Origin of the sequence: Ensifer sp. WSM1721 (assembly GCF_000513895.2) — a bacterium.
Lineage (GTDB): Bacteria > Pseudomonadota > Alphaproteobacteria > Rhizobiales > Rhizobiaceae > Sinorhizobium.
In genome coordinates, this window is record NZ_CP165782.1 from 1,837,206 (window position 1) to 1,849,291 (window position 12,086).

General features: G+C 62.1%; 14 protein-coding genes. 6 read left to right on the forward strand and 8 right to left on the reverse strand.

The features are described 5' to 3' along the window. Positions 1 to 31: 31 nt before the first annotated feature. Positions 32 to 442, reverse strand: coding sequence for a 4-oxalocrotonate tautomerase family protein (locus M728_RS08990; RefSeq protein WP_026621772.1), 411 nt, complete (start codon positions 440 to 442; stop codon positions 32 to 34). Between the two features lie 106 nt (positions 443 to 548). On the opposite strand from M728_RS08990, the gene M728_RS08995 reads away from it, so the two are divergent. Both M728_RS08995 and bmt read left to right on the forward strand, forming a co-directional pair. Further along, positions 549 to 1,412 (forward strand): LysR substrate-binding domain-containing protein, encoded by an 864-nt coding sequence (locus tag M728_RS08995; protein WP_026621773.1) that lies wholly within the window; start codon positions 549 to 551, stop codon positions 1,410 to 1,412. A 122-nt stretch (positions 1,413 to 1,534) separates the two neighbouring features. Beyond that, positions 1,535 to 2,551: a betaine--homocysteine S-methyltransferase gene (gene bmt / locus M728_RS09000; protein ID WP_026621774.1), complete on the forward strand. Its 1,017-nt coding sequence runs from the start codon at positions 1,535 to 1,537 to the stop codon at positions 2,549 to 2,551. Between the two features lie 12 nt (positions 2,552 to 2,563). On the opposite strand, the gene M728_RS09005 is transcribed toward bmt, so the two are convergent. Both M728_RS09005 and M728_RS09010 read right to left on the reverse strand, forming a co-directional pair. Next, positions 2,564 to 3,490: an SGNH hydrolase domain-containing protein gene (locus M728_RS09005; protein WP_034883995.1), complete on the reverse strand. Its 927-nt coding sequence runs from the start codon at positions 3,488 to 3,490 to the stop codon at positions 2,564 to 2,566. A gap of 64 nt (positions 3,491 to 3,554) precedes the next feature. Beyond that, positions 3,555 to 4,529: an acyltransferase gene (locus M728_RS09010; protein ID WP_051440955.1), complete on the reverse strand. Its 975-nt coding sequence runs from the start codon at positions 4,527 to 4,529 to the stop codon at positions 3,555 to 3,557. Between the two features lie 219 nt (positions 4,530 to 4,748). On the opposite strand from M728_RS09010, the gene M728_RS09015 reads away from it, so the two are divergent. Further along, positions 4,749 to 5,093, forward strand: coding sequence for a hypothetical protein (locus tag M728_RS09015; protein ID WP_026621775.1), 345 nt, complete (start codon positions 4,749 to 4,751; stop codon positions 5,091 to 5,093). Between the two features lie 83 nt (positions 5,094 to 5,176). Here the strand turns inward: M728_RS09015 and M728_RS09020 are convergent, their stop codons facing one another. The 3 genes from M728_RS09020 to M728_RS09030 form a co-directional block, all read right to left on the reverse strand. After that, positions 5,177 to 5,929 (reverse strand): phosphodiester glycosidase family protein, encoded by a 753-nt coding sequence (locus M728_RS09020; protein WP_026621776.1) that lies wholly within the window; start codon positions 5,927 to 5,929, stop codon positions 5,177 to 5,179. A 238-nt stretch (positions 5,930 to 6,167) separates the two neighbouring features. After that, positions 6,168 to 6,866 (reverse strand): 4Fe-4S dicluster domain-containing protein, encoded by a 699-nt coding sequence (locus tag M728_RS09025; protein WP_026621777.1) that lies wholly within the window; start codon positions 6,864 to 6,866, stop codon positions 6,168 to 6,170. A 107-nt stretch (positions 6,867 to 6,973) separates the two neighbouring features. After that, a complete protein-coding gene (locus M728_RS09030) occupies positions 6,974 to 8,548 on the reverse strand; it encodes a trimethylamine methyltransferase family protein (RefSeq protein WP_026621778.1) in 1,575 nt (524 codons plus the stop codon). A gap of 623 nt (positions 8,549 to 9,171) precedes the next feature. Between M728_RS09030 and M728_RS09035 the strand changes: the two genes are divergently transcribed. Next, positions 9,172 to 9,870, forward strand: a complete 699-nt coding sequence (locus tag M728_RS09035; RefSeq protein WP_026613731.1) for a B12-binding domain-containing protein — start codon at positions 9,172 to 9,174, stop codon at positions 9,868 to 9,870. A 109-nt stretch (positions 9,871 to 9,979) separates the two neighbouring features. Here the strand turns inward: M728_RS09035 and M728_RS09040 are convergent, their stop codons facing one another. Next, positions 9,980 to 10,138, reverse strand: a complete 159-nt coding sequence (locus M728_RS09040) for an entericidin A/B family lipoprotein (protein ID WP_026621779.1) — start codon at positions 10,136 to 10,138, stop codon at positions 9,980 to 9,982. Between the two features lie 39 nt (positions 10,139 to 10,177). Between M728_RS09040 and M728_RS09045 the strand changes: the two genes are divergently transcribed. Both M728_RS09045 and M728_RS09050 read left to right on the forward strand, forming a co-directional pair. Beyond that, positions 10,178 to 10,798 carry a DUF1638 domain-containing protein gene (locus M728_RS09045; protein WP_026621780.1) on the forward strand — a complete coding sequence of 207 codons (621 nt, stop codon included), beginning with the start codon at positions 10,178 to 10,180 and terminating at the stop codon, positions 10,796 to 10,798. A gap of 209 nt (positions 10,799 to 11,007) precedes the next feature. Further along, positions 11,008 to 11,820, forward strand: a complete 813-nt coding sequence (locus M728_RS09050; RefSeq protein ID WP_198023407.1) for a formyl transferase — start codon at positions 11,008 to 11,010, stop codon at positions 11,818 to 11,820. 78 nt (positions 11,821 to 11,898) lie between these two features. Here the strand turns inward: M728_RS09050 and M728_RS09055 are convergent, their stop codons facing one another. After that, positions 11,899 to 12,051, reverse strand: coding sequence for a hypothetical protein (locus M728_RS09055; RefSeq protein WP_026613727.1), 153 nt, complete (start codon positions 12,049 to 12,051; stop codon positions 11,899 to 11,901). Positions 12,052 to 12,086 lie beyond the last annotated feature (35 nt).

Below are 12,086 nucleotides of genomic sequence, written 5' to 3' on the forward strand. Positions count from 1 at the left end.
GTAGAAAGGCTCTGGGCGACCATGCCGTTGGCTACACGGCCGCCTGCAATTTGCCGCTGATGAAGCGAAACTCCTGCGTCTTGCCGCCGTAGCCGTAGGCCGCGGCGGACACCTCGTGGACGAGCACATAGCTCTCTGGATGCACCTTTCCGAGGAGGAGTTCGAATGCGGCGAAGATCGCCTCGATATAGCGTGCTACTTCCTCCTTCGTATTGGTGCCGTCGACGACCTTGATATCGAGCCAGAAACTGTCGGTCTCTTGAGATGCGATCGACTTCCCGCCGGCAAACCAGTGCTGCGGATCGATATAGGTGATGGCGACCGCCGTGACAGTCGGATCCTTGCGTAAGTGAAGCTGCGTCAGCTCGCTTACCGCAGAAGCGATTTTCTCGGACATTTTCGGGTCGGGTCGGGCGGTGACAAAGATATTGATGATCGGCATGGAAAGCTCCTTCCTGGGTTGATGTCAGTGTCACGATCAGCCTGCCATCATCGATGAATCAGAAAAATCGAATTGTTTCGCATAAATAGTTCCATATTATCGAACTATGAGAATGATCGATCCCGACCTGCTGCGAACCTTTCTTGCCTTTGCCGAAGGCGGGTCGCTCGCTCGCGCCGCAGCGGCGGTCAATCGGTCGCCATCGGCCGTGACGGCGCAGATGCAACGGCTCGAAGCGCTCGTCGGCGAACCCCTTCTCGCGCCGGTGGGGCGCGGACGAGCAATGACCCCGGTCGGCGAGGAATTCGTGGATCATGCCCGCCGCATTCTCGACGCCCATCGGGACGCCTGGCTCAGCCTCAAGGGTGCCCGGGCAGATGGCCGGATCGCGCTCGGCTGTACCCAGGACTTCGCCGAAGCAGCCCTGCCCGCCCTGCTGCGCCGGTTTGCCCGGTCCCATCCGCGGGTTCGCCTCGATCTCAGGATCGGCAGGACGAAGGAGCTGACCGCGGCCTACGAGCAGGGCCAGATCGACATTCTGCTGACAATGCGACAGGGGCCCTTGGCTGACGAGCTTTTGGTGCTGCGAGAGCCGATGGTCTGGTTGTGCTCCGCAGCCGGCCTGGCCTCCGCCGAGCTCGAGCTCCCATTGGCAGTGCTCGATCCGCCCTGCGGCTTCCGCGCGACCGCCATCGCCGCGCTCGATGCCGCCGGCCGTTCATTTCGGATCGCCGCCACCAGCCCAAGTCTTTCCGGCCTGCGCGCCGCTGTGTTAAGCGGCATCGCGGTCACGACACGCACCGAACGCTTTCTCGGCTCCGGCATAGTGGCCGCGCCGCGGCATCTGGAACTACCGGCGCTGCCGGACGCGGAATTCGGCCTGCGCTTACGTGCCCAGGCTGATAGCGCCTCGGCCGACCTCGCGGCCCTGCTAGCGGATGAACTGCCGCGATTGACCGCAGATACTTGAGGCGCCCAAAAGCCATCGCCGCGAAGCCGGAGGCATGGAGGCGTATTTAGTTTGATTGCCGATTGCAAAGACATAAAGATATCTTTATATGTTGCTGCAACTCATTCAGCCGGGAAAAACCGATGTCCGTTGCCTCCAATGTCCTTTCCGATCTCCTCGCCCAAAAGGGGGTGTTGCTCGCCGACGGTGCCACGGGCACGTCGCTCTTCGCCATGGGGCTCGAGGCCGGTGAAGCGCCGGAACTCTGGAACGAGACGAAGCCGGAAAACATCACCAAGCTGCACCAGGACTTCGTCGATGCCGGCGCCGATATCATTCTCACCAATTCCTTCGGCGGCACGCGTCATCGCCTGAAGCTGCATCAGGCCGACGACCGCGTGCATGCGCTCAACAAGCGCGCCGCCGAAATCGCCCGAGCGGTTGCCGACAAGGCGCCGCGCAAGGTCATCACGGCCGGCTCGGTCGGACCGACCGGAGAATTGCTGATACCGCTCGGCGCACTCTCCTATGAGGATGCCGTGTCGGCTTTTGTCGAGCAGATCGAGGGCCTCAAGGCCGGCGGCGCGGAGGTCGCCTGGATCGAAACAATGTCCTCGCCCGACGAGATCCGCGCAGCAGCCGAAGCCGCCGCCAAGGTTGGCCTTCCCTTCGTCTATACCGGCTCCTTCGATACCGCCGGCAAGACGATGATGGGTCTGCATCCGAAGGACATTCACGGGGTTGCCGCCGATATCGGCGACGGTCCGGTCGCCGTCGGCGCCAATTGCGGCGTCGGTGCCTCCGACATCCTTTCCTCGCTGCTGGATATGAGCGCCGCGAGCCCGGAGTCGACCATCGTCGTCAAAGGCAATTGCGGCATTCCGGAATTCCGCGGGTCCGAGATCCACTATTCCGGCACGCCGCCGCTGATGGCGGAATATGCCCGACTGGCGGTCGACGCCGGCGCCAAGATCATCGGCGGCTGCTGCGGCACTTCCTGCAATCACCTCGCCGCAATGCGGCTTGCGCTCGACAATCACACGAAGGGCGAGCGCCCGACCCTTGAGGTGATCATCGAAAAGATCGGCCCCTTGCGCAACAAGACGGCAAACGAAGGCCCCGCAGCACCGGCACGCGAAAGACGGAGCCGGCGCGCCTAGAGGCCCTTTCACCTAAAGGGTGGAAGTATCGAGCGCGCCCGCGGGCATCACCACGCCGGAGAGGACATTGTGCTCGGCCGCGTCGACGAAGGTGCGGTAGAAGTTGAAGGAGAGGCCCATCTGGCGTGAGCCGCGGGCCGAGAAGTGTCCGTAATCCTCGAAAAGCGCGACGCCCTTATCTTCGACCTTGCAGAAGACTTCGTTGCAAAGATAGTCCATGAAGCTGACCACAGGATAGTCGTGGGCGATATCGGCGATGACCTGGAGCACGTCCTTGTTGTCGGCGCGGACATCCTTCAGCGACAACTCACATCGCTCGATCGGCTGCCCCAAAAGCCTCGCTCTCGCGACGCAGGGACCGGTATCCCTACCATTCTGCGGCGGCGGCGCCACCCAAACCGTCTTGAAACCGTTCGCCTCCAGCCAGGCAAGGGTCGAACGGGAGTCATCGATGAGCGTCTTGATGTCGGCGGGAACCTCCCGACGCCCGTCGAGAAGCACCGTCTTTTCGTTCAAATACTGGCTGAGCTGCGATGAGAGCACAACATAGCGGATCGACCTGTTGGCGAGCAGGAAGCGCCTGACATCCGCATTGTGCTGAACACATGCCTCCGACCAGCCGCGTCCAAGCCGGGGCAGAACGGGCGCTAGGTCCAAAAACGGGCCGCAATTGTTCTTGGTGAGTTGCACCAGCCGCACGTCGGGCTTCGAAGCAATAATGCCGTCGACGAGATGTCGGGCGTAGGAGTCGCCCCAGACCGCAATTTCCGGCTTTGGACTCGTCGCGCATTTGAGGTCGATGACTGCGTCGCACTCCTTGGCGAGGCCGACGCTCGGCTCGATCAGCCGCGCAAGCTCACGGTTACGGGATGCGAACCCGTCGGTGCCGTCAAGGCTCAGACCCGCCACCATCGCGGCGCCGCCAACGGTGAGCGTCAAGGCAAAAACGACCCCACGGGCGCGCGAGCAGGTTTGCGGAACGGCAGCTCGACGTAGCGCCAGCTCAGATAGGCGAGTACCAGACACAGCCCCAGCAGGAGGATGTAGCCCATGGGCGAATCTCGTCGATCGCGCGTAACCGCGCGAAGGCCAAGACCGGCTGGTGCCAGAGATAGAGGCTGTAGCTCATGAGGCCGATCGCCACCAGCGGCCGGGCGCACAACAGCCTGCCGACAAGCGTATCCGCCCGCCCAAAAGCGAGCACCGATGCGGTCCCAAGCACCACCGGCACCGTCGTCCATCCCGGATAGAACGCGGATTCGCGGACCAGAAGATAACTTGCAACAATGGCAAAGAGGCCGAAGCCGGCTGCAAACTCGCGAAAGCCTTTGGAAAGACGGAAATAGTCCTCGCCAGCGAGCGCGAGCATCGCGCCGACACCGAGTTCCCAAAGCCGGCTTGGCAACAGGTAGAAGTTTGCCGCCGGATCGACGCGGGCGAGAATCTGCGTCGCACCAAAACTGAGGACACACGCCGCGACCAACACCTTCAGCACCGTCTCTACCGGATAGCGTCGAAGTGCCAGAAAAAACAACGGAAGGACGATGTAGAACTGTTCCTCGACGGCCAGCGACCAGGTGTGCAGGAGCGGCATCAATTCGCTGCTTGGCGCGAAATAGCCGGTCTCGTTCCAGAACACGAAGTTCGATCCGAACAGATTTAGGGCGTAGAGACTCTTGCCGAAATCATTGAGCTCCTGCGGCAGCATCCACATGACGGCGAAGATCGTCGACACCAGGCATACGAAGAACAATGCCGGCGCCAACCGGCGAGCACGGCGCTCATAGAAGGAGACGATGCTGAAGCGCCCCTCACGAATTTCGCGGTGAATGATCGACGTGATGAGGAAGCCGCTTACGACAAAGAAGACGTCGACACCGGCAAATCCGCCCCCGATGAAGTCGAAACCTGCATGGAAAAAGAGGACGGGCACGACTGCGATCGCTCGCAGTCCATCGATTTCGGGTCTGTAATGCATCAGGAACGCCTGTTGGAGGACCGCCCATTACCACGGCCTCCGCCGACGAGCCACCGCGCCGCCCGGTATATCCACATTTGTGCGAATTCTAAGGCAGCTTCCGCCCCGTCGGATAGAAATGATAGCCGTAGCGTCCGCGGCGGAACCCATGTCCGTTGTTGCGCATCGTCGGCGGCTCGCCTATCCGCACAGGACATTCAATACGAGGGAGACGATTCCATGAGTGGGCCAGCCGCCTTTCCGGACCGGGATTCGACCGCCGCCAAGCTTTCGAGCTTCGGCGATACCGATCAGGCCTTCATCAGGCTGCTGATGGAAAATCCCGAACAAGACGAGAATTTGCTGGAGGGGCTCTACCGCCACCTCGACGTCGCCGCGGAAGCGCGCTTCCTGAATTCGTTAAAGCTCGAAAAGCTCGGAGAGTGGCTCGGCAACGAGGCGCCGCCCCGCTTGCAGATGAGGCTCATGGAAGCTGGCCGCTCCAGCCAGCATCCGGCTTACCAGGCCTTCAGGGCTGGGCTGCACAAATCCGGCGGATTGCAGCGCGCCTTCCCGAAGGTCTGAAGGGCCTCAGCCGCCTCACGCGGCATGCATCCCACCGATCGCTCCCCGCCTGGCGGGGAGCGATCTATTCTTCGCGCCGCGGTTCAACTCGGAAACCGGGCAACGACGGCGATGATCGGCCCCAGCGGAAACAGCCGGTCATGCCGGTTGATCTCGGGCGCGTAGAGGCTCGAAATCGTGCCGTCCAGGAAAAGCGCGTTCGGACAGCCGAGCTCGTCGCGAAACAGCGACGCGAAATCATGGAAGCGCACCGGCCGCTTCGAAACGGCGAAGACCACCTCGCCCGAAGCCGTCACCCCGACGCCGTTGCGGGTTTTCAGGCTGTCGCTGTCAGGCAGGAAGCGCGGGTGAAGCGCACCGTCGATGACAAGCATCGGCCCCGACTGCGTCGCGAAGCGCGGCTTGATGCCGGCGGCACGATAAGCCTCCGCCGCTATGACGCCCGCCTTGCCGCCCTCGACATAGAAGGCGCCGTTCGGCAGCATGTGGAAATTGCCCCAGCCCGGATTGGTGTTGAGCGGCGCCTGCTCCGTCCCCTCTTCGACATGCAGGCCGACCGGAGAAAGGTCATCGTGATACATGCCGCCATTCATGGCGAAGACGAGATATTCGCCGCGTTGGCGCAGTTCGAGCGACAGTGCCTTGAAGGATCTGAACGGCACACCCGCCTGATCCTTGTTATAGAGGCGAATGTCGCTCGCCGCCGGATCGAAGCTGCAGGCGATATAGTCCTGGCCGAGATGGTTCACGTTACGGCAGGCGGCGAGTGCCGGCTCGGCAAGGCTCGCGGAGAGAATGGCGGCCCCGCCAAGGAGAGAACTGGGAAACAGCGGCATGATTCGGAACTCGAGTGGAATCGTCATGGACAGCATCGCATGGATTGCGGCGGATTAATGCGCGCCCGCAGATGCGTCCGTTTCTCTTTTTCGACTTCAACGTTGTTCACGGCGCAGACGCGCCGTAGCTGGATTCCTATGACAAGCACAGGAATCCAGCAGCGCCGCGTCTACGGCGCGAGAAACTCTGACCAAAGTGCGCAGCGACAGGTGGTTTGCGCAGCGGGACATCGCGCTACTAAAGGCTAAGCGCCGCCATATGGAAACCGATCTGCGCTGGCGGATAGCGATACTCTCGCCCCACCGGGCACATCTCGCGCGAAAGACAGCCATAGGCGAGGCAGCCGCCTACCCCGGCATTCGTCCTCAGATGGGCGCGGCAGCCGCCAACATCAAATTTGCCGGACGCCAAAGCATCCGCCGGACAGGCGGAGATGCACGGCCTTGTTCCGCAGCTATCACATGCGTGATGGGCCGCCGCCTCGCCCGTCGCCGGCATCGCGCAACCGAAACCGAGCGCGCCGCGATAGCCGTGCCAGAGGCCGTAGCGCGGATGGATGAGGATGCCGAGCGGCGACGGTTTCAAACCTTCGGCGCGCATTGCCCATTGCTGGAAGGGCTGCCAGGGCGGATCGGATGGGAAACAGGCCATGGCGCCAACCGCCTTCGCCACCGGCAGGATCGTCTCCTTCGACCAATTATCGAGCGGATCGGCACCGCCGCGATCCCGGTGCCTTTCGCGCCAGCGGCTGAACGGCTGCCACATCGAACCGCCGATATTGCCGATGAGGACGACGCTTGCGGCGGACTGGCCGCTCTCCAGCTTCGGCGCCGCTTCGCCGGGCGCGAATGTCACCGTTCCACGCAAAAAAAGACCGTGCGGCTTGAGTGCCGCACGGAGTGTTTCGACGAGCTTTTCTGCCAAGGGAACCGTCATTTCGGTTTCGGTCCCTGAAGTTCGTAATGCGGGCGCCAGACCTCCTTCTGGATCATGTCGGCCACCTGCGTCCTGCCGCCTTGCTCCCTGGCGCGTTCGGGAGCCTTTCAGGTGAAGGCGTCCGGCATCGAGTCCTTGCGCTTGGCGATATAGGCCTTCAGCGCCTCGTCGATCGCCGGATCGAGGTAAGGAGCCTCGTAGTGTTCGAGCCAAGAGCGGGCAAGCGCATTGGCGCGCTGCTCGATCCGCTTTTCACCTTCGATTTCCCACTGCTCGAAGGAATTGTTGTCGGCAAGCGGCGAGCGGTAGAAGGCCGTCTGGAAATTCGCCTGCGTGTGGGCGCATCCGAGATAGTGGCTGCCCGGTCCGACTTCGCGGATTGCGTCGAGCGCCTGAGCGTTTTCGGAAAGATCGACGCCCTCGGCCATCTTCTGCATCATGCCGAGCTGATCCTGGTCGATCATGAACTTCTCGTAGGACGAGACGAGACCGCCTTCGAGCCAGCCGGCCGCATGCAGCACGAAATTGGTGCCGGCAAGCAGGGTCATGTTGAGCGTGCTCGACGACTCATGCGCCGCCTGCGCATCCGGAATCTTGGAGCCGCAGAGCGAACCGCCGGTGCGGAACGGCAGGCCGAGGCGGCGAGCAAGCTGCGCGGCACCGTAGGAGACCAGCGACGGCTCCGGCGTACCAAAGGTCGGGGCGCCCGACTGCATCGAGATCGAGGCAGCAAAGGTTCCGAAGAGCACCGGCGCACCCTTGCGGATGAGCTGGGTGAACGAGGCGCCGGCGAGCACTTCGGCAAGAATCTGCGTCAGCGTACCGGCAACGGTCACCGGGCTCATCGCGCCGGAGAGGATGAAGGGCGAAAGCACGCAGGCCTGGTTATGGCGTGCATAGACCTTCAGCGCACCCACCATCGTCTCGTCGAAGACCATCGGCGAGTTGGCATTGATGAGGTTGAGCGTCACCGTGTTGTTCTCGACGAAATCGTCGCCAAAGACGATCTTCGCCATGGCGATCGTGTCTTCGGCGCGTTCCGGCGCGGTCACCGAGCCCATGAACGGCTTGTCGGAATAGCGGATATGGCTGTAGACCATATCGAGATGGCGCTTGTTGACGGGAATGTCGACCGGCTCGCAGACCGTACCGCCCGAGGAGTGCATCGAGGGCGCCATATAGGCGAGCTTCACGAAATTGCGGAAGTCCTCGATTGTCGCGTAGCGGCGATTGCCGTCGAGGTCGCGCACGAAGGGCGGGCCGTAGACCGGCGCGAAAACCGTCGCCTTGCCGCCGATATGGGCGTTGCGCTCGGGGTTGCGCGCATGCCAGGTGAAGTTCGACGGCGCCGTCTTCAAAAGTTCGCGGCAAAGACCCTTCGGGAAATGCACGCGCTGGCCGCGCACGTCGGCACCGGCCGCTTTCCAGAGCTCGAGCGCCTCGGCGTCGTCGCGGAACTCGATGCCGATCTCCTCGAGCACGATGTCGGCGTTACGTTCGATGAGCTGCAGGCCCTCTTCGTCGAGAACCTCATACTCGCGAATCTTGCGTTGGATATAGGGCAGAGACGGTCCCGGACCGCCGCCGGTGCGAGATGCCCGGCGCGCCGCCGCTCCCCGCCCCTCGCCACGCGCGCGGCGTCCGCCGCCTTCGACCGCGCCTTGTTCTGTCACGTCGCTCATTCGCTCGTTCCTCTCCCGCAGCGCCCCACGCATAGTGCGCGAAGGACGCTGCAACACTTTGACTAGGTGGGCGCATAATGCTTTCCGCGGGTGAAATCCAGCGGTCGGCATCCTGCTCCCGGCATCGATTTGGCCTAATGCTACCAACGCGCCGGACCGGTACGGGTCTCAATGCGCCAAGAGGTGGCGCATCTTAGACACTCGCGGAGCGGTCGTTCCATTCGCCTCAAGAGCGCCAGCTCGTCGATCCCGGTGGAGCGAGGCCCCGGAAACAACACTCTACGGCGCCGTGCGTCTTTTCAGACGCACAAAGGACGCTGTAGCACTTTGAATTGCTGCATGTTTTGTTCTTAAATCGGGTACGATTTAAGAAACATGCAGTAAGGCCTTGAGCTGTTGCATAATTTTACCACGCCGCCGATTCCGAACCGCGAGATAATGCGTTACGACAGGGGAGCGGGGGGATTTGCGCCAGGGCGTCGTCGTTTTTCATCATATGCGACGTCGCTTTCGAAAAGAGTTTTTTAGATGTGGCCCGCTAAGGATTGGGGAACGCGTCCGGATTGCGCCCTCTCGTGCCGCCCCGCGCGAAATGCTTATGCCAGGAACCGAGGAACCCTACTATGGCAGACGATGAAATCATTCTCGAGGACCTTTCCGACGAGGAACTCGTGCAGCAGATGCATGACGACCTTTATGACGGTCTCAAGGAGGAAATCGAGGATGGCACGCGCATCCTCCTGGAGCGCGGCTGGACGCCTTACGACATCCTCACCCAGGCGCTCGTCGAAGGCATGCGCATCGTCGGCATCGACTTCCGCGACGGCATCCTCTTCGTGCCGGAAGTGCTGCTCTCGGCCAACGCGATGAAGGCCGGCATGTCGATCCTGCGGCCGCTCCTTGCCGAAACCGGCGCGCCGAAGCTCGGCAAGATGGTGATCGGCACCGTCAAGGGCGATATCCATGACATCGGCAAGAATCTCGTCGGCATGATGATGGAAGGCGCCGGCTTCGACGTCGTCGACCTCGGCATCAACAACCCGGTCGAAAACTATCTCGAAGCGCTCGAGCGCGAGCAGCCGGATATCCTCGGCATGTCGGCGCTGCTCACGACCACCATGCCCTACATGAAGGTCGTGATCGACACCATGAAGGAAAAAGGCCTGCGCGACGACTATGTCGTTCTCGTGGGCGGTGCGCCGCTAAACGAGGAATTCGGCAAGGCGGTCGGTGCCGACGCCTACTGCCGCGATGCGGCGGTCGCCGTCGAAACCGCCAAGGACTTCATGAAGCGCAAGCACAACAGGCTCGCGGCCGGCTGAACCTAACAACTGTGAAAGACAAAAGCCGGCTGTGCAGATGAAAACGGCAGCCGGCTTTCTTATTTGAATGCGATGAGATGGCGCGCGGACGGGGCGCCCTGCTCGATTGTCAGTTTGCGGCCCTGGCGACCCGGCGTCCGGCTCCTTCTGTCGCGTTCACGGCGTTTGCAGTATCCTGCCCCATGCCGCGGATCGTGTTTGCGCAGGAAGTCAGGGTTGCGAGCGCCACAAGGGCGGCGCCGATCGTCGCGATGAATTTTGTTGTCATGACCATGATTCCTTCATGTTGATGCAAGGCGGAATAAAGATGGAAAATGCAACGGCGGCAAGAGAACGTGCACAACCAAGGAAAGTTCATGTCATTGGTTGCGGCGCCATCGCGCGCGAGATCCTTGCCGTCTGCGAAGCGAATGGGCTCGATCATATCGACCTGAACTGTCTGCCCGCCATCTGGCACAACACGCCGGAAAAAATCGTCCCCGGCCTGCGCGCAGCGATCGCCCGAGCCCGATCCGATGGTTTCGAGCGCATCTTCATCGCCTATGCGGATTGCGGCACCGGCGGCCTCCTTGATCGGCTTTGCGAGGAGGAAGGTGTCGAGCGCATCCCCGGCCCGCATTGCTATTCCTTCTTCGCCGGCAATGCGGAATTCGCCAAGCGCTGGGACGACGACATCAGCGCTTTCTTCCTCACCGATTTCCTCGCCCGCCAGTTCGAGGCCTTCGTCATCGAGCCGCTCGGCCTCGACCGGCACCCCGAACTGCGCGACATGTATTTCGGCCATTATCGCAAGCTCGTTTATCTGTCGCAGGTCGAGGACGAGGCGCTGCAGGTGAAGGCTCGCCGCGCCGCCGAGGCGCTGGGGCTTGAATATGAATACCGCTACACCGGCTACGGCGATCTGACGCGATCGCTCATCGAGGCCTGACTGGTTCTCACGAATGGCGGGCGAGTGAAACGACTTCACCTTCCTCCCTTCGGCCGCGAAGAAGCCAGCGTCGTTCACGGTGCGTAAATCTCCATGCCTGCGTTAAGGTCGCCGTAAGCCATCTCGGCATATTGCTCGCACACGACCAAGGCCTCGGTTGCCGCTTCGAGAAGAGCGGCTCCGGCAGCATGAATGGGTTTGCGAGGATGATGGGCATCACCAGCCAGCCAAATGCCGGGCAGAGGCCCGCGAAACCGGCCGGCGGCCGCATCGTCGTGATCACCGCGGGCGGCGACAATCCGAATGTCATGATCAACGCGCTTGCCGCGCATTTCGACGACGTCGTGGTCCTGCAGGAGCAGCCGGAGTCGAAGGCGGTCTTCGTCAAGCGGCGCGCCCGTAAGCTCGGCTGGGTCACGGCCTTGGGCCAACTCGCGACCATGATTGTCTCTCGCTTCGGCAAGCACTTTACCCGCCGACGCGCGGTGGAGATTCTGCGCGAGTACGGCGTTTCCGCCGTGCTCGATCCGGCGATCCCCGTCCATCGGATCGGCTCGATCAACGATCCGGAATCCCGCGTCCGCCTGAAGGCGTTACAGCCCGCGGTCGTCTTCCTCATCAGTTGCCGCATGCTAAAGGCGGAAACGCTTGCCTCGATCGCTTGCCCGGTCCTGAATTTCCATGCCGGCATCAACCCGCAATATCGCGGCCTGATGGGCGGCTACTGGGCGGTCGTGAGCCGCGATCCCGAGAATTTCGGCGCGACCGTGCATCTCGTCGACGACGGCGTCGATACCGGCGCCATCGTCTACCAGTCGCGACAAGTGCCGGGCCGCGCCGACACGATGCACACCTACCCGCTGCTCCAGACCGCAGCCTCGACCGGCATCGCAGTCAAAGCCGTCGAGGATGCACTCACCGGACGCCTCCAGCCCGTCGACGTTATCGCGCCATCCCGGCAATGGTACCATCCGCCGATCTGGACTTGGCTTTGGAACGGGTTGCGGTGTGGAATCTGGTAGGTGGCGCGATGACGATAAGCCGGCAAAGCGTGTTTATTCCGCTATTGCAGGCCGACCCGAGTGCTTCGATGCCGCACCTTACTGCGCCCCTGCCCTCAGCACCTTTCTCGTGGCACTATCGACCGCGACGCCGGTTTGGGCGCTGTCCTGCCTGAACCCGCGTGCGGTATTGGCACAGGACGAAAGTGCGAGAAGTGTCAGGCAAAGGATCGTGATAACAGCCTTCGGCATCGTCAACTCCGTATCTTCGCAATTCTAAGGAAATG

Excerpts from the sequence above, each read along its gene's own strand:
- M728_RS09025 (WP_026621777.1), bottom strand. The coding sequence starts at position 6,866 with ATGACGGTTCCCTTGGCAGAAAAGCTCGTCGAAACACTCCGTGCGGCA.
- M728_RS09020 (WP_026621776.1), bottom strand. The coding sequence starts at position 5,929 with ATGCCGCTGTTTCCCAGTTCTCTCCTTGGCGGGGCCGCCATTCTCTCC.
- M728_RS09030 (WP_026621778.1), bottom strand. The coding sequence starts at position 8,548 with ATGAGCGACGTGACAGAACAAGGCGCGGTCGAAGGCGGCGGACGCCGC.
- M728_RS09045 (WP_026621780.1), top strand. The coding sequence starts at position 10,178 with ATGGAAAATGCAACGGCGGCAAGAGAACGTGCACAACCAAGGAAAGTT.
- M728_RS09010 (WP_051440955.1), bottom strand. The coding sequence starts at position 4,529 with ATGCATTACAGACCCGAAATCGATGGACTGCGAGCGATCGCAGTCGTG.
- M728_RS08995 (WP_026621773.1), top strand. The coding sequence starts at position 549 with ATGAGAATGATCGATCCCGACCTGCTGCGAACCTTTCTTGCCTTTGCC.
- M728_RS08990 (WP_026621772.1), bottom strand. The coding sequence starts at position 442 with ATGCCGATCATCAATATCTTTGTCACCGCCCGACCCGACCCGAAAATG.
- M728_RS09050 (WP_198023407.1), top strand. The coding sequence starts at position 11,008 with ATGGGCATCACCAGCCAGCCAAATGCCGGGCAGAGGCCCGCGAAACCG.
- M728_RS09040 (WP_026621779.1), bottom strand. The coding sequence starts at position 10,138 with ATGACAACAAAATTCATCGCGACGATCGGCGCCGCCCTTGTGGCGCTC.
- M728_RS09035 (WP_026613731.1), top strand. The coding sequence starts at position 9,172 with ATGGCAGACGATGAAATCATTCTCGAGGACCTTTCCGACGAGGAACTC.
- bmt (WP_026621774.1), top strand. The coding sequence starts at position 1,535 with ATGTCCGTTGCCTCCAATGTCCTTTCCGATCTCCTCGCCCAAAAGGGG.
- M728_RS09055 (WP_026613727.1), bottom strand. The coding sequence starts at position 12,051 with ATGCCGAAGGCTGTTATCACGATCCTTTGCCTGACACTTCTCGCACTT.
- M728_RS09015 (WP_026621775.1), top strand. The coding sequence starts at position 4,749 with ATGAGTGGGCCAGCCGCCTTTCCGGACCGGGATTCGACCGCCGCCAAG.